Origin of the sequence: Runella sp. MFBS21 (assembly GCF_029433105.1) — a bacterium.
Lineage (GTDB): Bacteria > Bacteroidota > Bacteroidia > Cytophagales > Spirosomataceae > Runella.
Map to the genome: position 1 here is coordinate 81,250 of NZ_JARNTW010000013.1, position 20,174 is coordinate 101,423.

The 20,174-nt window shown below is 43.7% G+C and carries 15 protein-coding genes; all 15 read left to right on the forward strand.

Annotated elements, in window-relative coordinates; translation table 11 throughout:
* The first annotated feature begins 48 nt into the window (after window positions 1-48).
* Entirely contained in the window at window positions 49-693 is a 645-nt protein-coding gene (locus tag P1X15_RS21635) for a polynucleotide kinase (protein ID WP_277340224.1), read from the forward strand.
* A gap of 95 nt (window positions 694-788) precedes the next feature.
* A complete protein-coding gene (locus P1X15_RS21640; RefSeq protein WP_277340225.1) occupies window positions 789-2,057 on the forward strand; it encodes a hypothetical protein in 1,269 nt (422 codons plus the stop codon).
* A gap of 215 nt (window positions 2,058-2,272) precedes the next feature.
* Window positions 2,273-3,706 (forward strand): sulfatase-like hydrolase/transferase, encoded by a 1,434-nt coding sequence (locus P1X15_RS21645; RefSeq protein ID WP_277340226.1) that lies wholly within the window; start codon window positions 2,273-2,275, stop codon window positions 3,704-3,706.
* 22 nt (window positions 3,707-3,728) lie between these two features.
* On the forward strand, window positions 3,729-4,499 hold the full coding sequence (locus P1X15_RS21650; protein ID WP_277340227.1) for a sialate O-acetylesterase: 771 nt from the start codon (window positions 3,729-3,731) through the stop codon (window positions 4,497-4,499).
* A 216-nt stretch (window positions 4,500-4,715) separates the two neighbouring features.
* Window positions 4,716-5,567 carry a sugar phosphate isomerase/epimerase gene (locus tag P1X15_RS21655; protein ID WP_277340228.1) on the forward strand — a complete coding sequence of 284 codons (852 nt, stop codon included), beginning with the start codon at window positions 4,716-4,718 and terminating at the stop codon, window positions 5,565-5,567.
* Between the two features lie 226 nt (window positions 5,568-5,793).
* A complete protein-coding gene (locus tag P1X15_RS21660; RefSeq protein WP_277340229.1) occupies window positions 5,794-6,021 on the forward strand; it encodes a hypothetical protein in 228 nt (75 codons plus the stop codon).
* Window positions 6,002-6,424 (forward strand): putative toxin-antitoxin system toxin component, PIN family, encoded by a 423-nt coding sequence (locus tag P1X15_RS21665; RefSeq protein WP_277340230.1) that lies wholly within the window; start codon window positions 6,002-6,004, stop codon window positions 6,422-6,424. The genes P1X15_RS21660 and P1X15_RS21665 overlap by 20 nt, the downstream gene beginning before the upstream one ends.
* Before the next feature lie 163 nt (window positions 6,425-6,587).
* Window positions 6,588-7,145, forward strand: a complete 558-nt coding sequence (locus tag P1X15_RS21670) for an RNA polymerase sigma factor (protein WP_277340231.1) — start codon at window positions 6,588-6,590, stop codon at window positions 7,143-7,145.
* A 32-nt stretch (window positions 7,146-7,177) separates the two neighbouring features.
* A complete protein-coding gene (locus P1X15_RS21675; RefSeq protein WP_277340232.1) occupies window positions 7,178-8,191 on the forward strand; it encodes a FecR family protein in 1,014 nt (337 codons plus the stop codon).
* Between the two features lie 190 nt (window positions 8,192-8,381).
* Window positions 8,382-11,726: a TonB-dependent receptor gene (locus P1X15_RS21680; protein WP_277340233.1), complete on the forward strand. Its 3,345-nt coding sequence runs from the start codon at window positions 8,382-8,384 to the stop codon at window positions 11,724-11,726.
* A gap of 50 nt (window positions 11,727-11,776) precedes the next feature.
* Window positions 11,777-13,258, forward strand: coding sequence for a RagB/SusD family nutrient uptake outer membrane protein (locus P1X15_RS21685; RefSeq protein ID WP_277340234.1), 1,482 nt, complete (start codon window positions 11,777-11,779; stop codon window positions 13,256-13,258).
* An 11-nt stretch (window positions 13,259-13,269) separates the two neighbouring features.
* A complete protein-coding gene (locus P1X15_RS21690) occupies window positions 13,270-14,631 on the forward strand; it encodes an FAD-dependent oxidoreductase (protein WP_277340235.1) in 1,362 nt (453 codons plus the stop codon).
* Between the two features lie 21 nt (window positions 14,632-14,652).
* On the forward strand, window positions 14,653-15,798 hold the full coding sequence (locus P1X15_RS21695; protein ID WP_277340236.1) for a hypothetical protein: 1,146 nt from the start codon (window positions 14,653-14,655) through the stop codon (window positions 15,796-15,798).
* A 47-nt stretch (window positions 15,799-15,845) separates the two neighbouring features.
* The gene (locus P1X15_RS21700) at window positions 15,846-17,237 is read left to right on the forward strand and encodes a sulfatase (RefSeq protein ID WP_277340237.1); all 1,392 of its coding nucleotides are present in this window, start codon (window positions 15,846-15,848) and stop codon (window positions 17,235-17,237) included.
* A 112-nt stretch (window positions 17,238-17,349) separates the two neighbouring features.
* Entirely contained in the window at window positions 17,350-20,160 is a 2,811-nt protein-coding gene (locus P1X15_RS21705; RefSeq protein WP_277340238.1) for an alpha-L-rhamnosidase, read from the forward strand.
* Window positions 20,161-20,174 lie beyond the last annotated feature (14 nt).

Consider the following 20,174-nt stretch of genomic DNA (forward strand, 5'->3'; position numbering starts at 1 on the left):
CTTTTCTTACAATGAAAAAAGTAATTATACTTCGGGGATTGCCAGCAAGTGGCAAATCTACCTTTTGAGCGTATTGGCGCGGTGGTAGAAAGGTACAACCAAGAATCAGGCGAAAACGTAAAAATAGAAATGAAAGAACTAAATACTTCTTTGGAGGAGTGTTTGGCAAGAGATGAAGTGAGAGAAAAAAAAGTAGGACGGGAGGTAATCATGAAAATGTACAAAACGCATCAATTAGGCAACGAGCGGGGACCGCATTATCAAGCGCAAGATGCTACTTTGCCAGCGGCAATTATTTGTGATTTGGACGGGACATTGGCGCTCATTAGGCATCGAAACCCCTACAATGCAATGGCCTGTGAACTAGACGAACTCAATGAGCCTATTGCTAATATGCTACATACTTATCACAAGTTGGGGGTAAAAATTATATTAATGTCGGGCCGGGAAGAGAAGGCTCGTCAGCCTACGTTAAATTGGCTTTCGTATAATCACATCCCCTTTGAAGCACTCTACATGCGACCTCAGGATGACAACCGGCAGGATGCCGTTGTGAAGAAAGAACTTTATCAAACTCACATCCAAGGCAAATATTTTGTGCAGTTTGTGCTTGATGACCGCAATCAAGTAGTGGATTTGTGGCGATTAGAACTAGGGCTTCCGTGTTTGCAAGTTAATTATGGAGATTTTTGAGGAGAAGGAGTGGTTTTGTTGGGGATATGCACTTAACTATTTAGTAGTTGAGTTGGCAAAAATGCTTTTTAAAGTACCAAAAAGCCACTTCTCCCATGACCCTTCACTCGCGCCGTATTTTTTTACAACAGTCTCTATTGGCACTTTCAATGCCGCTGCTGGGATATAACCCTAAAACTGTCCCTCTAAGAGCTATCACAAAAGGCCCTTATTATCATTGGTTTGGATATTATGACAAATGGCAATTTGATCCTACTGGGCGTTATGTGTTGGGAATGCAGGTGGATTTTCAGCATCGTTCGCCTACAGAAAAGGATAGTGTCAAAATTGGCCTTATTGATTTGCAAGACAATGACCGCTGGACTACCCTTGGCGAAAGTCGCTCATGGGGATGGCAGCAGGGCTGTATGCTACAGTGGGTTCCCCAATCTACGACGGAGGTGATTTGGAACGACCGCGTTGACAATCAGTTTGTAAGCCATGTTGTCAACATCAAAACAGGCAAAAAACGTACCCTTCCCAAGGCTGTTTATGCGCTTAGTCCTGACGGTAAATGGGCCATCGGGACTGAGTTTTCGCGGATTCAAGACCTGCGCCCAGGCTATGGGTATTCGGGGATTCCTGACCCGTATTTTGAGGTCAAAGCTCCTAAAGAGATAGGGCTTTATAAGATGGACTTACAAACAGGGAAAACGCAATTGTTGTTTTCGCTCAACGAACTGGCTCAGTTGCCGCATCAAGGACAATCGGTAGTGGATAATTATCACTGGTTCAATCATTTACTGGTCAATACCGACGCCTCTCGTTTTACTTTTTTGCATCGCTGGCGCGCCAAACGCGAAGACCGCCAAATCATGGCACGTACCAATTTCGTAACGCGGATGTTTACAGCCAATGCCGATGGAAGCAATCTTTATTGTATCGACCCTTCAGGTTTTACCTCGCATTTTATTTGGAAAGACCCGCGTAGCATATGCGCTTACACGCGCCCAGAAGGGCAGCCGTCGGGGTTTTATATACTGGATGATTTTACCGGAAAATATACCCGTATCGGCGCCGACAAAATGAAAGTAAATGGGCATCAAACCTACTTGCCCGTGGGCAATGGCACTGAGTGGATTCTCAACGACAACTACGCAAGTGGGCAAGACCGCCTTCAAACCCCTTATTTATATCATATCCCTACCGACCGCCGTACCGACTTAGGGAGTTTTTATTCGCCGCCTGAGTTTGTGGCCGAATGGCGCTGTGATTTACATCCGAGATTTAGCCATGACGGCACCAAAATCTGCATCGATTCCCCACACGAAGGAAACGGACGCCAAATGTATCTGCTTGATGTTTCGGAAATCATAAAATCATAATCGGGGATTAATTATATAATTTGCAAATGATGTATAATGTACTGATAATCAGAAGTATTTTTTGAGTGGTATACAATAGTGATTGGCAAATGTTGTCTTTGTTCCCACATCAGGCTGGGACGCGTATAACTTGACCCAAACTATGATTTGGGTCACAAATGGTACAGCGTCTCTGACGCAAAATACACAAGCTAAACAATTAAAAAATAACCTTTATGTCGAGAGTTTTATTCTTGTTTTGTTGTCTTTTTTGTCAAATCGTATTGGCGCAATCTTCTAAGCCAAACATCCTTTTTCTTTTTGCCGACGATCTACGCGCCGATGCAGTGGGATGTTATGGCAACCCTTATGTACAAACTCCCAATCTTGATAAACTTGCCCAAAATGGTATCATGTTTAGCGAGGCGCATATTTTGGGAGGTCATCACGGGGCAGTATGTGCGCCTAGTCGGGCCATGTTGATGAGCGGCAAAGGTTTTTTTAGAGTAACCGACAAACTCAATGGCGTCACCACGTGGCCGATGCTATTGCGCCAAAAAGGATACTATACCTTTATGACGGGCAAATGGCACAATGAACCTGCTGCTGTAAGTGCGAGTTTTATGGAGGCCAAAAACGTAATGCTCGGCGGCATGGCCGATCATTATCAAACACCCATGTGCGATTTAAAACCCGACGGGACTTTTACTGAACCTATCAAAAAAGGTTTTTCTACGGATTATTTTGCCGAGTCGGCGATTGCGTTTTTGGATAAACAAACTCCCAAAAAACCATTTGTTACATATGTAGCTTTTACCGCTCCGCACGACCCACGGTCGCCGCTGCCCGATTATCTCAAACGCTACGGTACGGCACCGCTGCCTCCTAATTTTATGCCGGCTCATCCTTTCAATTTTGGCAGTGATATGACCGTGCGCGATGAAATGCTGGCGGCTTATCCTCGCACGACTGATGTTATCAAGTCACAGTTGACCGAGTACTACGCCATGATTACGCATTTGGACGAAGCGATTGGTAAAATCTTGGCCAAACTCAAAGAAAAAGGACTCGACAAAAATACCATTGTGGTATTTGCCGCCGACAATGGTTTGGCAATGGGAAGTCATGGGCTATTGGGCAAGCAAAACCTCTATGAACATAGCATGAGAGTGCCGCTGATTATGAGTGGGGTAGGCATCCCCAAAAACCAAAAGAGAGATGCTTTTGTGTATCTTTTTGACCTTTTTCCCACTTTCAGCCAAATGCTCAACTTCGCAGCACCCAATGATTTGGACGGAAAAGACTTGTCGGGAATCATTCAAAACAAAACACAGGCTGTGCGTCAACAAGTATTTACGGCTTATACCTTCAATCAACGAGCAATTCGTGATCGTCGTTGGAAATTGATTCGTTATCCGAAAGTAGATTTCACGCAGCTTTTTGATTTGCAATCAGACCCTTATGAGCTTAATAATTTGGCTCAAAAACCCGAACATGCCGATAGAGTCAAGGCGATGACCGAAGACTTGAAAAAACATCAACAACTCTATGGCGACCCGCATCCGCTTACGGCTACCGAAATCTCTTCTCAGGTATTTGATTATAAAAATGTAGTGCGTAAACCCGACCAATGGCAGCCCAAAGAAGTATTAGAAAAGTATTTTAAGTAAAAATAAACGTGATAAAATGTACATGAAATCTCTTCTCTGCGTGGTATTATGTCTTTTTGTGGTGGGAGCAACCGCCCAAAATCCCGATTTTAAAGGCAAAAAAGTACATCTATATCTACTTGTAGGTCAGTCAAATATGGCAGGAAGGGGAATTCCCGAAGCGGCTGACAAGGTGGCACATCCACGGATTTGGATGTTCAGTAAAGACAATCAATGGGTGCCCGCCGTCGCTCCTTTGCATTTTGATAAACCTGAAGCGGGAGTAGGGCCCGGATTGGAGTTTGCAAAAGTAATGGCAGAGGCCGACACCAACATCATCATAGGACTCATACCTGCGGCGGCGGGTGGCTCAAGTATTGATAAATGGCAACCCGGAGGCTATCACGACCAAACCAAAAGCTACCCTTATGATGATGCGATTCGGAGAGCTAAAGCGGCTTTGGCCGCGGGCAAATTGAAAGGCATCTTGTGGCATCAGGGCGAAAGCGATAGCAAGGCGGAACTAGTAGGAAGCTATACCGAAAAATTAAAGGCTTTGATTAAGCGGTTTCGTAAAGAACTATCTGCTAAAAAAGTCCCGTTTGTTGTAGGTACTTTGGGTGATTTTTATGTGCTTAAAGTGCCTGAAGCTCAAAATATTAATCAACAACTCCGCAATTTGCCTAAAGAGGTCAAAAAAACAGCCTGTGTAGAAGCCACGGGCCTGACCGACAAAGGGGATAAAACGCACTTTGATACCCCTTCGGCGCGCGAATTGGGACGCCGGTACGCTGAGGCTATGAAGAAGTTTTAGAGAGGTAAGTATTCTTGCGAAGTGTATTCTTGTACGTTTACTTATTATCAGTAAAATAGAGCTAAATTGACTTTTTAATCAGTAGGCTAAAATCTAAGATATTAAATCATCGTATTTTTTTAAGTACTAAAATACTTGATTTAACATCCTGTTTATTAGATAATTAATAATTAACCATGCGAAAGCATTTAACTAATTCAAAATCAATTTTATACAATGAGAAAAATCGCTGTTTTATTTTGTCTTTCTCTTTTGTTGATAGGCATTGATACCTTCGCTCAAAAAGGGAAATTGTATTCTTTCCCCATTGGTATGCAGGCTTACACCTATCGGGCTAGTTTTCCGAAAGATGTCGCTGCTACACTCGATACCCTCAAAGCCTTGGGTGTGACGGAGCTTGAGGGCGGGGCACAAAAAGGAACCACCCCAGAGCAATTTAGAAAAATGTGTGAAGAGCGAGGTATCAAAATACCCGCTACGGGCGGTGGCTATGAACAATTGGTAAAAGACCCCGTTGCAGCCGCCAAAACAGCCAATATTTTAGGTTCTAAATACCTCATGTGCGCTTGGATTCCGCACAAAGTAAAAGGAGGTTTTACGCTAGAAGAGGCCAAAAAAGCCGTGACTGACTTCAACATGATTGGAAAAGCCTTGAAAGAAAACGGTGTCACATTTTGTTATCATATCCACGGCTATGAGTTTCAGCCTTACGAAGACGGCACTTTGTTTGATTATATTGTCAAAAACACCAATCCTGATTATGTATCTTTTGAATTGGATATACTTTGGGCGTTTTACGGAGGGGCAGACCCCGTGGCATTGTTGAAAAAATATGGAAAACGCTTTCAGCTTGTGCATCTCAAAGATCTTCGCAAAGGAGTAAAAGGGGATTTGACCGGAGGTACGCCACTAGAAAATGATGTGACGCTCGGGACAGGCCAAATCGATATTCCAGGAGTAATAAGAGAAGCCAAAAAAATTGGCATCAAACACTATTTTATCGAAGACGAAAGCCCTATCTGGAGTCAGCAAGTGCCTAAAAGCATTGCTTATTTGAAAAGTTTGTAGATTGGGATTAGAAGATTTTGAACAAGAAGCCAAAATAATAGCGACTTATTGTAATTCCTAAACATTTTTTTTGTTGATACAGAATAACTAAAAGTACTTTTAGTTATTCTGTTGTTTATTGTGCTAACGAATTTTGTTCATCTCTACTTCTATTTATCGAATTATTTTAGATGAACTTAGTGCTTAGTGAGATGATGAAGACTGAAAATTTAAACCAAACATGGTTATGCGAACAGTACAATTAAAAGTGAGTGAGACCGACTTCCAAAAATACAATTTGGGGGTAGGAGAAATCAAATTCACAGATTTAGTGGAGATGATAAGTCGTGAGTATGCGCGAAAAGCACTTCTAGAGTGTAATGAGATAGCCGAGCAAGTAGGGTTATCTCAAATGACGATGGACGAAATAAACGCCGAAATCAAAGCCGTAAGAGATGCAAAAACTCATTCTTGATACGAATGTCATTGTTTCGGCACTCATTTCAAATTCTATTCCCACTAAAATTTTGTACGAATTGGTACTAACCAAAAAAGTGGAAACTTGCCTTTCGGAAGAAGTATTTGCAGAATATATAGAAGTATTAAACCGAGATAAATTTTCTAAATTCACTAACTTCAAAACAAAAGCAGAAGTAGTGTTGAACAAACTTCGGGAAATTTCAATCTTTTATAAGACAAATAGAAAAATAGAAGTTTTGAGCGACACGAGCGATAACAAATTTTTGGAGTTAGCAGCGGTAAGTGCAGCAGACTATTTGACCACAGGCAACACACTTGACTTCACGATAACAGAATTTGAGTACACCAGAATTCTAACACCCAGAGAGTACTGGGAAAACTACGCACCTAAAGGGTAAAAACACATTTTAGTTAGATAGTACTACTTCTCTGATGCTCCTCATGCCCATACTACTTTGTGGGCTTTGGAATTCCTTCTTTCATTATTATTCAAAGATTTTTTAAAATCATTTAGGGATTTTGCCGACTTGATTGACTATACACCAACAGAAGCACTTACTTATGAAGTATCAAGCCCTGACGGATGAGCAATTAGTGGATTTTTTGAAAAGCGACAACCAAAGTGCTTTTGAAGAAATCTATCATCGGTATTGGTATAAATTGTTGGGGGTAGCCTATCACGAAACGGGCACGCGTGAGGAAGCCGAAGAATTGGTTCAAGACCTCTTTGAAAAACTCTGGAAACGCAGGCACGTAAGTATCATTCAGCATTTGAGTGCGTATTTGGTAGTTTCGATTAAGCACTTAGCTACCAACTACATCAAGTCGCAGATTACACATCGTAAGTTTCAGGAGTATTTGATTTTTAATGAAATAAGGCAGTCGTATGCCACGGACGAAACCGTTCAGTTTTCGGATTTGTCGAAGGCAGTAGAGGAAGCAATGAAAAAACTCCCCGAAAAAAGCGTCGAGATTTTTAAGTTGAGTCGGTTTGAAAACCAATCTGTGAAGGCAATTGCCCAACAACTCAATCTTTCTGAAAAAGCGGTAGAGTATCATATCACCAAGTCGCTAAAGGTTCTTAAAGAACAACTCAAAGCCTATCATTCTGACAATTGATATCCACCCATTTCTTCATACACAGACACAAAATGAACCAGTACGAATTCAATCAATTGTTAGAAAAATACTTAGCAGGACAATGTAGCCCTGATGAGGAGCGCTTGATTATGGAGTGGCAGGGCAACTTGCTAAAAAGCACTGATTTGGGATTAGGAGAACAAGAAAAAGAAACCACAAAAAAACGACTTTGGCATCACATCCAAGAAGCTACTTCTGAGCCAGTGATAGAAGAGGCGCATCGACACCGTATAGGCTGGTGGAAATGGCTGAGTGCGGCCTCGGTGATATTGCTTTTGGGTGTTTATTGGGGGCTTAATCGTTCAGAAACCCCTCCTGTGCCCCGCGCTGAAGCTGAGATAGAAGCCCCGCACGGTATTGAAGTTAAAAATACCGCCACCAATCCTCGCCAAATCAAATTAGAAGACGGGAGTATCGTGGTATTGAAGGCCAACAGCAGTGTGACTTATCCTGAGCATTTTGGAAAACAAAGCCGAAGTGTATTTCTAAAAGGCGAAGCTTTTTTCAATGTTAAACGTGACCCTACCAAACCTTTTATCGTTCATACGGGCGATTTGATAACTGAGGTATTAGGGACGAGTTTTACGGTCAAATCTTACGAAGAGGCCCAATCTATCGAAGTAGTAGTAGCTACGGGGAGAGTATCGGTTTATGAAAATTCTTCCAAAAAAACGCAGCCTCGAAACGGCATGATTTTGACTCCCAATCAAAAAATTGTATTTGATAAAGCATCCGGAAAACTCACGCCGGGTATCATCGAAGTGCCCGTTATTGTGCGCCCTCCTGCGGCCTCTACTGCTTTTATTTTTGACGAAACCCCCTTGCCTCAAGTCTTGAAAAGGCTCGAAAAAGCCTACGGACTTCAAATTATTGTTGAAAACCAAACCCTTAACCAATGTATTTTTACGGCAGACCTCAATGACCTACCTCTTTATACGCAGCTAGATTTGGTGTGTAAGTCGGTAAATGCTACCTACGAACAACGCGGCACCAGCCTTTTTATTAACGGTGAAGGATGTAAGTAAAACCTACGGTTTTTGTTTGTAATTCCTTAAAATGAAATGGACTTTTTACAAAAAAGCCGACAATGTAGCGAGCATTGTCGGCTTAGCGTAGCCGCCACCGAATTGGCGTTCGGGGTGTTCAGACTTCATTGGCGTGAGGTCTGGTGGGCGGTTAGTTTTTGCCTTACGAAACCAAAAACATGTTAAAATTATGCAAAAAAATGTACGAACCAAAGCGTTCTTACTCAAAGCGATGAGAATGACGGTTACTCAATTTATGCTGCTGGTAGTTTTTTGTGGACTAGCCAGCGCCAACGCTACCAAAGCTCAAGAAGTACTGAATACGACTGTTTCGCTGCAAATCGAAGCCGTGGAGATAAAACGTGTATTTAGTAATATTGAAAAACAAGCAAAAGTCAAATTTGTATATAGCCCCAATGCCATCCGAGCCGACCAAAAGGTGTCGTTGGCTACTACCAACAAACTCTCGGAGGTATTGAAAGAACTTCTTACGCCGCTTCATATTTCGTATGAAGTGGTAGGGACGCGCATTTTGTTGCGCCAAAAACTCCCCGAAAAATCTGCTTCGCTAGAAGAAGTTTCGGTGCCAGTCCCAAACGTAATCGAACCCCAAGAGCAAGTCATCAAAGGTAAAGTCACCGATGGCGACAAAGGCGATGGCCTGCCTGGTGTGAGTGTATTGTTGAGAGGCACTCAAAAAGGAACTACCACCAATCCTAATGGAGAGTTTTCGCTGGCCGTGCCTGACGCAAACGCCATTTTGGTGTTTAGTTTTGTGGGCTATGAGCCGCAAGAGGTAGTGGTAGGCAACCGTACCCAAATCAATATAAGCTTAAAAGTAGATACCAAAGCACTCGACGAAGTGGTGGTAGTGGGGTATGGTACTGTAAAACGAAGCGATTTGACGGGGTCGGTGACACAGGTAAAATCAAAAGAATTGAATGCTTTTCCCGCCGCCAATGTATTACAAGCCTTGTCGGGACGAGCAGCAGGGGTACAAGTGACCCAAAATACAGGAGCACCAGGAGGAGGGGTGAGTGTTCGTATCAGAGGTACCAATTCGATTCAGGGAAGTAACGAGCCTTTGTATGTAGTAGATGGCTTCCCTACTTCGGGTAGCAATCCTACCGTTTTGAACAATGCCGATATCGAAAGCATGGAAATCCTCAAAGATGCTTCCGCTACGGCAATTTATGGGTCAAGGGGTGCTAATGGCGTGGTTTTGATTACCACCAAACGCGGAAAATCAGGCAAAACAAAGGTCGATTTTGAAACAAGCTTTACCTCTCAGTCTCTCATCAAAAGATTGGATTTGATGAATGCCAAAGAGTATGCTACGTTTTATAACCTACAGGCCGCCAACGACAAACTGAATCCTTATTTTACACAAGCCCAAGTAGATGGTTTTGGGGAGGGATTTGATTGGCAAAACTTGGTATTTACCAAAGCTCCTATGAAGACTACCTCGCTCAATATTAGCGGCGGAAATGACAAGACACAGTTTTCGATATCAGGTAGTTTTTTTGGACAAGATGGTATCATCAAAGGGAGTGACTACAAGCGTTATTCATTACGAACCAATCTATCTCATAAAATCAGCGAAAAATTTAGCGTGACGCTTTCTAGTACTCTTTCACGCCTCAAAACCGACCGAAGAGACAGTGAAGGTGGCTCGCGTGGCAATTCGATGATTTCGGCAGCTATTTCGGCACCTCCTACTTTGACACCTTACAATGACAACGGTACGTATCGGGTGTTGGCGATTGCGTATCCTTTTGTGGCTACCGACCTTATCAATCCGCTGAATTTTATTAATGAGCAAACAAACCGCATCAAAGCCAATCGGGTATTGACCAATGCCGCTTTGATATATAATCCTATTCCCGAAATTACGATAAAAATATCGGGTGGTATCGAAAATGCCGATGACCGTACAGACAATTATACAACCACCAATTTCTTCAATTCACCCGGACGGGCTAGTGTAAGTACCACTCAGCAAACTAGTTTGTTGAACGAAAATACCATTAGTTATAGTAAAGTATTTGGCCAAGTGCATAGTGTGTCGGCAGTGGCTGGATTTACGTATCAGGATTTTGTAAATACCTCGCTTTCCGCTTCGGGCAATGGCTTTTTGAGCGATATTATCGAAACCTCGGGCTTAGGTTCGGCCATTACGCCTGGCATTCCGAACTCGGGTTATTCTAAATCAGTACTCTTGTCTTATCTAGGTCGCATCAATTATACCTTCAAAGACAAGTACTTAGCCACGGTAAGTATTCGTAGAGATGGTTCGTCGCGCTATAGTGAGGGCAACAAATGGGGTTATTTCCCGTCGGGAGCTTTGGCGTGGCGGATTTCAAATGAAGACTTTCTGAAAAGCAATACTTTCATCTCCGACCTGAAACTACGCGCAAGCTGGGGACTTACGGGTAGCCAGGCCATTAGCCCCTATGCGACGCTCAATCAACTTTCTTCGTTTCGGACCGTGTTTGACGACGCCATGTACACCACCTTTTCGCCAGGAACCCGCCTTCCGGGTAATCTCAAATGGGAAACTACCGAGCAAAAAGACATTGGGATAGACTTTGGGATTTTGAATAATCGCATCATTTTGACGGCCGATTATTACATCAAAAATACCCGCGACTTGCTCAATACCGTGGCTTTGCCTTCTTCTTTAGGTTTTACTTCTACGATTCAGAATGTAGGAGAAGTTCAAAACAAAGGGTTTGAGCTAGGAGTAGATAGCCGCTTGTTTACGGGAAGTTTCAAATGGGATGTCAACGCCAATATTTCATTCAATCGCAACAAAGTAGTAAAACTCTACGGTGGTGACGATATTTTGGGAGGAAACGTAAACGTGGTTGTCATCAATGATGTCACCAGTATTTTGAGAGAAGGTAGGCCTATTGGGCAGTTTTGGGGCTACGTAGAAGACGGCTATACCGATCAAGGTCGCATCAATTTCAAAGATTTGGACGGCAATGGAAGCATCACTCAAAACGACAAAACCTACATCGGCGACCCCAACCCTAATTTTATCTATGGGTTGAATTCGAATATGTCTTACAAGAATTTCGATTTATCGTTTTTTGTACAAGGCGTGCAAGGCAATGATTTGTTTAATGTAAGTTCGATTGTCAATACGATTGATTATGGTTTTGGATTAAATATGCCCAAAGAAGTCCTTTACAACCACTGGACTCCTACCAACACCAACGCCAAATATCCGATTATTAGCCGCACCACCACCACTCGTGTCTCAAACCGATTTATCGAGGACGGTTCTTACTTGCGTCTCCGAACCATACAACTTGCCTACAATCTCCCAATGGAAAAATTGGGGGTGAAGTGGATACGCAATTTGCAAGTGTATGGCAGTGGCCAAAATCTACTTACGCTCACCAAGTATTCGTGGTGGGACCCTGAGGTCAATTCAAGAGGAGGGAGCAATTCGACCATGCAAGGAATTGACCACAACAGTTATCCTACTGCTAAGTCATGGACGATTGGACTCAGAGCAGGGTTTTAATGAAGAGTAGATATTCATTCCAAAATGTCGGTAAAATCAAAAAATTGAACATGGAAAAGCCAATCATAAATTTTTTAAAACCTTCTAAGAATGTGTTTAGAAGAGGCATATTCGGGTTGTTTATTTGTTTCGCCCTTACTTCTTGCGAGAATCTTTTGGTGGAAGAACCCAAGTTTATTGTAGTTGAAAATTTCTTCAATACGGCAGCCGAAGTAGAGGCAGCTACCAATGCAATTTACACGCCACTTCGGAGTACCAACTTCACCGTGTTTGAAACCTCCCTAGAGTGCCAAGCCGACTACGCGTATGGGCGGGGAAGTTGGGCACCGCTGCATGGATATCAAGGTCTTAACGATGCCAATATCAGCCGCGTAGCAGGGCTTTGGAATGCTTTTTATCTGAGTATTCGCAATGCCAATTTGGTCATTAAAAACGCACCTTTGGGTAAATCCATTTCACAGGCCGACATCAACAAATACGTGGCGGAAGCCAAATTTTTACGGGCTTTTAATTATTTCCAACTCGTGCGAACTTGGGCGGGCGTACCCTTGCGTACCGAACAAAATATGACCGACATCAATCTCAAAAAAAGCAGTGTAGAAGAGGTCTATAATCTGATTATGGCTGATTTGAAAGAAGCCGAAACCAACCTCCCCGAAACTCCCTCCAATGTGGGGCGTCCTTCCAAATGGGCTGCCAAGACCTTCTTGGCTGATGTATATCTCAATCTAGGCCGATACGCAGAAGCCAGAGATAAAGCCGATGAGGTGATTAAGAGCAATAAGTTTTCGCTTGTACCAGTAGTTTCAAAAGAAGATTTTCAATTGAAAGTATTTGGGCCAGAGTTGGTTTCTACGACCGAAGAAATCTTTTATTTTAAATACACGCGCCAAGTGGACCAAGGAAACTATATGCTTTGGATTACCAACCACCCAAGTACCAATCTCTTCAATTTTGGGGGAGCGTATGTGGTATATGGTGAAACCACCGACCCTTTTTACAAAGCATGGGACCCTGCTGATATTCGCAAGGCTTTATGGGAAAAAGTCAACATCGGGCTAGGAGCCAATACAGTTATCAGTTCTAAATTTATTGACCAAAAGGCCATCAGTCAAAACGGCGCTGGCAACGACGACCCTGTATATGCCTATGCCGATGTGCTGTTGATTTATGCTGAAGCTGCCGCTCGGGCAGGCAATGGCCCTACCGCCCAAGCGCTTGAAGCGCTCAATCAAGTACACCGCAGAGCTTACGGCAAAAACCCAAAAGTGGCTTCTTCGGTTGATTTTGTGTTGGGTAATTACAATGCCACTTCTTTTGTAGATTTGGTTTTACAAGAACGTGCCTATGAGTTTTTGTACCTCGGTAAAAGATGGCTTGACCTCGTCAGAACAGGAAAAGTAAAAGAGGTAATCAAAGCCTCTAAAGGAATTACGGTAGCCGACAAACACCTCTTGTGGCCGATTCCAGTATCGGAAATGAACTTCAACAAAGCCCTTGACCCCGTAAAAGACCAAAATCCTGGTTATTAAATTTTTAGCTTATGGAAAAAATAAAAAGAAGAACCGCACTAGCTTCTTTGGGAAGTCTCATGACGGCCCCCGTTTTAGAAAAGGGTGAGTTTGTACAAGCACCTTATCAAATCAAAAAAACAACCCTCAAAACCGATATTTTAGTAATTGGGGGCGGTACGGCGGGGGTCATTGCGGCGATTCAGGCAGGGCGAGCGGGTCGCAAAACGATTCTCGTCGAAAATGGTAGTCAACTAGGCGGTACCACCACCACGGGTGGCGTGGCTTTTCCGGGAATTTTCTTCGCGTGGGGCAAACAGGTCATCAGCGGGATTGGCTGGGAATTGGTACAATCGGCAGTGGCTATGAACGACGACACTTTACCCAACTTTTCGATACCACATGGCCGCAACCACCCTCGACATCAGGTGCGGCTCAATGGGCAATTGTATGCTTTGCTCATCGAAGAAAAATGCGTAGAAGCGGGCGTACAAATTCGGTTTTATGAAACTCCTACCAAAATTACGCCTCAAAAAAATGGGTGGTTGGTACAAACCATGGGGAAAGGCGTAATTGCCGAAATTACTTGTAATCAGCTGATTGACTGTACGGGAAATGCCTTCGCTACTTCTTTGGCGGGTTTTCCGGTATTGAGAGAAGCCGAGACACAGCCGGGTACTTTGATGTTTCAGATTGGCGGATATGACCTTAAAACTTTGGATGTGAAATTGATACAACAACGCTACCAAGAGGCCCTTGCCAAAGGAGAACTGGTAAAAGCGGATTTTCGTAACAATATCGTGGGGCTGCTCAGAAGTGCTGGCGACAATATTTCGCACGTTCTGGGGGCCGATGCTACTACTTCCGAAACCCATACAGTGGCCAATTTGAAGGGACGGAAGTCGTTGTTAGATACGCTGCGCTTTTTGCGAACCTTGCCAGGATTGGAAAAAACCCACCTTATAGACATGCAAAACGAGACGGCAGTGCGCGAAACTTACCGCATTGACGGGCATTACAAAATCACCCACGAAGATTATGTCACGGGCAAGATGTTTGATGATTCGGTTTCGTATTCTTACTATCCTATCGATGTGCACGACGAAAATGGCGTAGTCCCTGACCACCTCAAAGAGGGTATTGTGCCTACCGTTCCTCTAAGGGCGTTGATTCCCAAAAATAGTCGTAATTTTATGGTAGCAGGCCGCTGTGTGAGTAGTGACCGATTGGCCAATTCGGCCCTCCGTGTGCAGGCGTCTTGCATGGGAATGGGACAGGCCGCCGGGGCGACGGCGGTGTTGGCTAACCTTCAAAACAAAACACCTTTGGAAGTATCGATGAAAGATATTCGGCAGCTTTTGGAGGAGCACGGCGGCATTGTTCCCAAAGTTTAAAACAAGACTCTTTGATTGGTTTTGAAGAAGCTTATTTTTAAAATAACCTTATTGATTTTGTGGGGAGGCATCCTTAGCACCGTGGATGCCTCCGACAAAATTCGCTATTTTCAATCTCCTACCGTAAAGTTAGAACAAGATAAGGTCGTATTTCATCTTGTTGATTTTCAGGAAGATTTAGGGATTGATACTTTGTTCCAATTTCAATCAAAAGAGGGATTCCCCACGGCTTATTATCGGCATATCCAAAGCAATGTTTGTTTTGAGGGTAAATGTCGTATGCTCGTTGTTACGCTTTACTGGAATATTACAGGGCGCTATCTGGGGTTTGAACTACCCAAAGGAGAGTTTTTGAGCAAAACCGACCACGAACCATTTGTACCTCAAGAATATGAGCGTTTGCACACCTTGCTGGCCGATTCGTTGTCGCCTTTAGGGACGATTGCGTACGAGGCTTTAGTGCCCAAGGTTTCTTCGGATTCCCAAAAAGTAGATGCTATTTCGTCGCCTACCGCGCCTGATGTACTCGAATATATTATTAAGGGAGCTGCTTATACGACTTACAAACTTTGGCATTTTGTGTATGGAATTACGCAAAGCGAAGTCCAACAAAAAACGTTGAGTGTTTTAACGCCTTCTTTATTGCTTCAAATTTTGGATAGCCCCGATTTGGGTGACAGGATATGGGCACTCAATCATGCTACTCCTTATTTTAACGAGAATCCCCTGATTACTTCCAAAGTACTTTCTTTGATTCATGAAGATGCTTATAATCTCTCCGAAACGGCGATTCGGGTACTTCCTTTGACCGACGAAACGGTCCAAAAGGGTCTGACAGAGGTGTTTTTGAAAAGTAATTACGCCATTCAAAAATTGATTATCAACAAACTCAGACGTATGCAATCTTTGACTCCCTCTACGGTCTATGCGTTGGCGTCGTCGTTATCATCTCTCAGTGGGGAGTTGGTCAACAATGTGTTGGCTCTTTTTCAAAAAAACCAAGTAGAAGAGGTCGAAATTGAGACGATGGTGGCAAAATTGTTGAATCACAAAAATAGCTTTATTGCCGATAAAGCCTACCAATTTTTGGTCAAACAAAAACACAAAAGTGCGGATACCGAGCAGCAAATAAAGGTGTATTTGGCAAAAAATCAGTCGCAAAAGTAGAAGCTGCTTGGCCTCGACTTCTATTCAAAACTAAATTCTGTTTTCTGATGAAGTACTGTGGCTATCTGCTTGTTGTGGGGTGTTTGGGACTTGGTGCTTTTGGCATGATTGCTAAAAAAAAACCAGCCGATGCTCGTCCCAATATTATTTTTTTGCTTACTGACGACCATCGCTGGAATTCATTGGGGGTGATGGGAAATACCCTCATCAAAACCCCTCACCTAGACCAAATCGCTACCAAAGGGATATTATTCAAAAACGCCTACGTCACTACTTCTATCTGTTGCGTAAGTCGGGCTAGCTTGTTGAGTGGGCAGTACATGTCACGTCACAAAATCGAAGATTTTAATACTAGTTTTACCCCCGAAGCTTTTCAAAATACCTATCCAATGCTGCTCAAAAGTGCGGGTTATCAGACAGGCTTTATTGGGAAATATGGGGTAGGAGTACCCAAAGAACAACCCGCCAAGGCTTTTGATTTTTGGGCGGGGTCTGACAAGCCTCAGCCCGATTATGAAATGAAAGACGCCCAAGGGCGATTTATTCATCATACCGACAAGGTCAACAACGATATTCAAGCGTTTTTGACCAATCTACCCTCCGACGCCCCGTTTTGCCTTTCGGTGAGTTTCAAAGCGCCGCATATTCAAGATGGCGACCCACGGCAGTTTATTGTCCAAGAACGCTACAAAACCATGTATGCCCAAGACTCCATTCCCGAATCAGAAAAAGCAAATCCTAAATATTGGCAGTCGTTTCCAGATTTTTTCCGAACCGACAAAAACATCGCCCGCGAGCGTTGGTATCTTCAATTTGACGGCAATCGTATGTATCAAGAAAGTGTGCGTCAGTATTATCGGCTTATTAGTGGCGTAGATGAAGTAGTCGGAAATATGATGAAGACATTGCAAGACAAAGGATTAGCCGACAATACGGTGATTGTGTTTATGGGCGACAACGGTTATTATTTGGGCGAATACGGTCTTTCGGGTAAGTGGTTTGGTCATGAAGAGTCGATTCGGGTGCCACTTATTATTTATGACCCTCGTAATGCTAAATTGCAGAAAAAAGTGAATACGCAATTTGCGCTTAATATCGACATCGCCCCTACCATTGTGGCCTTGGCGGGAGTCAAGATTCCTGCGCAAATGCAAGGCATCAATTTGCTGGAAATGGTGGCAGGGAAAAACAAACGCCTCCACCGAGAAGAGTTTTTTTACGAACACACTTTTTTAGGAACCCCCCGTTTGCCAAAAGTAGAAGGCGTTGTAAGAAAGGATTTCAAATACATGAACTATCTCGAACATGGCTACGAGGAATTTTATGACCTAAAAAAAGACCCTGACGAAAAGCGTAATGTAGCCAAAGAAGCGGCTTATCAGGCTTCCTTAACCCAAATGCGACAAAAATACCAAGACTGGAAAACCAAAGTGCGCTAACAATGGGATAGGGGAGTTTTGGAAACCAAAAGTAGGCAAGTAAAGGATAGTTCGGAAGGCGTTTTTTTGCTACTTGTGGCTCATAGTTTTGATTCCAAACCTTTACGCCTTTATGTTCCCGAAAATCACTTTTTGGTTTTTATTCGTCTTAATATCAGTGGGTTCGGTAGCCCAGAGTGACCTTGCACCTACTTATTTACGGTGCGAATACAAAGTAAATCCAGTCACCGATGTGGCGCATCCACGCTTGAGTTGGGAGCTGACTTCCAAGGCTACTAATCAGTTTCAAAGTGCTTATCATATTTTGGTCGCTACGTCGCCTGCGCTTTTGAGAGAAGGAAAGGCTGATTTGTGGGATTCACAGTTGATCAAAACCTCGGCTACGGCTCAGATTTCGTATGCGGGCAAAGCCCTTGCGTCGCGTCAGCTATGTTATTGGAAAGTAAGAAGTTGGGACAAAAACAATCAGCCAGGCCCTTGGAGTGAAGTGGCAACTTGGGAAATGGGCTTATTGCATAAAACCGACTGGAAAGCTGATTTTATTAGCTTAAACCTCAATCATTTAGGCAAAGGAAAAGAATATCACCTGCCACCTGCCCCTTTTTTTAGAAAAGAGATTTCGGTCAATACTCCTGTCAAAAAAGCGCGGTTGTATGTGACGGCCTTGGGGCTTTATGAGTTTCAAATCAATGGTAAAAAAATCGGGAAAGATTATTTTACACCCGGCTGGACTGACTACAACAAGCGCCTTTACTATCAAGTATATGATGTCAGTAAAGAACTCAAACAGGGAAAAAACGCGCTAGGCTCTATCATTTCTTATGGCTGGTACGCGGGATATTTGGGCTACGCACTGTTGGTAGGAAACCCCGTCGTCAAAAATTTTTATGGCGATGTACCAGCCCTCAAAGCCCAACTCGAAATCGAATACGCCAACGGTCAAAAAGAAACTATCGCCACCGACAACACTTGGAAAGCCAACTATGGCCCTATCATAGAGTCAGATATTTTGAATGGAGAGGTATATAACGCCAATAAAGAGCTAACAGGTTGGAATCAAGCCTCTTACAAAGAAGCTGATTGGAAGTCCATTGCCGTGATTGCTGATAAGCCCGACCGTCAGTTGGAGGTGTATCCGGGAGTGCCCGTAAAAGAAATTACTACGCTCACTCCCAAAAGCATCAAGGTCATCGGTAAAGACAAATACCTTGTCGATTTGGGACAAAATTTTGCGGGCATTATCCGCGTCAAGTTAAAAGCTGCCAAAGGTGATTCGGTGCTGTTTAGATTTGGCGAAATGCTTTATCCTGATGGCAAGCTCATGACCGAAAACCTCCGCAAAGCGCGTGGCACGGACTTGTATATTGCCAAAGGCTTGCCCGAGGGCGAAACTTATCAGCCGCGATTTACGTATCATGGCTTTCAGTATGTACAAATCGAAGGTCTCAAAATCCCTCTTCAAAAAAGTGATTTGGTAGGCATTGTTTTATCATCAGCTACGGCACAAGTGGGCACGTTCGAAACCGACAATCCTTTTGTGAATCAATTGTACCACAACATCATCTGGACGCAGCAGTCCAATTATTTTGAGATACCCACCGACTGCCCGCAGCGCGACGAGCGCCTCGCATGGACGGGCGACGCCCAAGCCTACGTCAAAAGTGCTACTTTCAACAACGACATTGCCGCTTTTGGTACCAAATGGCTGGTCGATTTGAACGACGCCTTACTGCCCAATGGTGCCTATCCGCTCTATGCACCGGCACCATCGGTACGCAAAACCGATACGTATTCGCCAGGTTGGATGGAAGCGGGTATCATTTATCCTTACCAAATTTTTAGGTCTTATGGAGATACGCAACTCCTCAAGCGGCATTGGCCCGAAATGAAGCGTTTCATGGCTTTTCTCGAAACCAAAAGCAAAGGAGAATATGTGTTTAAAGAAACGGCCTTTGCCGAAATCGACCCCAAAGGTGGATTTGGCGATTGGCTGAGCGTGGGCAAAAAGACCCCACCCGATATGCTGGCTACGATGTATTATGCGTATTCGGCAAGTTTGATGCAAGAAATGGCGGAGGCTATTGGCGAATCCCAAGACGCTCAGCAGTTTAGAACCGTAGCGGCAAAGGTGAGAAAAGCGTTTTTGCAACATTATACCGATACCAACGGCAAATTCAAATGCAATGCCGCCGCTTATGGCAACGGACGTGGCTATGTGGACGGTGAGCAAGGCTTTGAAGGACATACCCAAACTGCCTACGCCAATGCCCTGTATATGAATCTTTTGGATAGTGCTCACGCAGTAAAAGCAGCGACTTGGCTCAACGAACTCGTCGTCAACAATGGTAACAAACTCACCACGGGATTTTTGGGAGTGCGGCCTATGTTGCCCTCACTTTCGCGCATGGGATATACGCCTACGGCTTACAAGTTGTTGTTCCAAAAAGAATATCCTTCGTGGGGCTTCGAAATCGAAAATGGTGCCAATACTATCTGGGAGCGTTGGAATAGTTTTACCAAAGAAGGTGGATTTCCGGCTGGTATGAATTCATTCAATCACTATGCTTTTGGCTCTATCTGCGAGTGGATGTTTGAGACGATGGCAGGCATCCAAGAAACCGCCCCCGCTTTCAAGTCTTTTGTGATTCAGCCTGAGATGGGCTTGGGCGTAAATCGCCTCAAAGCCACTTATCGTTCTATGAGTGGAAATATCGTTTCATCTTGGCAGAAAACGCTCTCTGGTACTTCTCTTATGGTAGAAATTCCGGTAAATACTTCGGCTACGATTTGCGTACCTTCCCATACGCCTATCACCCTCAACGGCAAGCCCGTACCGTCGTCGTTGCTACGTTCGCAATGGCTCAATGGCAAGCTACAGACAGTGCTGTCAGTAGGTTCGGGAAAATATAACTTTCATTGGTGATGATATAGCTATTT

Coding starts and splice junctions, on each gene's coding strand:
- P1X15_RS21665 (WP_277340230.1), top strand. CDS start 6,002: ATGCAAAAACTCATTCTTGATACGAATGTCATTGTTTCGGCACTCATT.
- P1X15_RS21660 (WP_277340229.1), top strand. CDS start 5,794: ATGCGAACAGTACAATTAAAAGTGAGTGAGACCGACTTCCAAAAATAC.
- P1X15_RS21640 (WP_277340225.1), top strand. CDS start 789: ATGACCCTTCACTCGCGCCGTATTTTTTTACAACAGTCTCTATTGGCA.
- P1X15_RS21650 (WP_277340227.1), top strand. CDS start 3,729: ATGAAATCTCTTCTCTGCGTGGTATTATGTCTTTTTGTGGTGGGAGCA.
- P1X15_RS21700 (WP_277340237.1), top strand. CDS start 15,846: ATGAAGTACTGTGGCTATCTGCTTGTTGTGGGGTGTTTGGGACTTGGT.
- P1X15_RS21680 (WP_277340233.1), top strand. CDS start 8,382: ATGCAAAAAAATGTACGAACCAAAGCGTTCTTACTCAAAGCGATGAGA.
- P1X15_RS21690 (WP_277340235.1), top strand. CDS start 13,270: ATGGAAAAAATAAAAAGAAGAACCGCACTAGCTTCTTTGGGAAGTCTC.
- P1X15_RS21655 (WP_277340228.1), top strand. CDS start 4,716: ATGAGAAAAATCGCTGTTTTATTTTGTCTTTCTCTTTTGTTGATAGGC.
- P1X15_RS21675 (WP_277340232.1), top strand. CDS start 7,178: ATGAACCAGTACGAATTCAATCAATTGTTAGAAAAATACTTAGCAGGA.
- P1X15_RS21670 (WP_277340231.1), top strand. CDS start 6,588: ATGAAGTATCAAGCCCTGACGGATGAGCAATTAGTGGATTTTTTGAAA.
- P1X15_RS21705 (WP_277340238.1), top strand. CDS start 17,350: ATGTTCCCGAAAATCACTTTTTGGTTTTTATTCGTCTTAATATCAGTG.
- P1X15_RS21645 (WP_277340226.1), top strand. CDS start 2,273: ATGTCGAGAGTTTTATTCTTGTTTTGTTGTCTTTTTTGTCAAATCGTA.
- P1X15_RS21685 (WP_277340234.1), top strand. CDS start 11,777: ATGGAAAAGCCAATCATAAATTTTTTAAAACCTTCTAAGAATGTGTTT.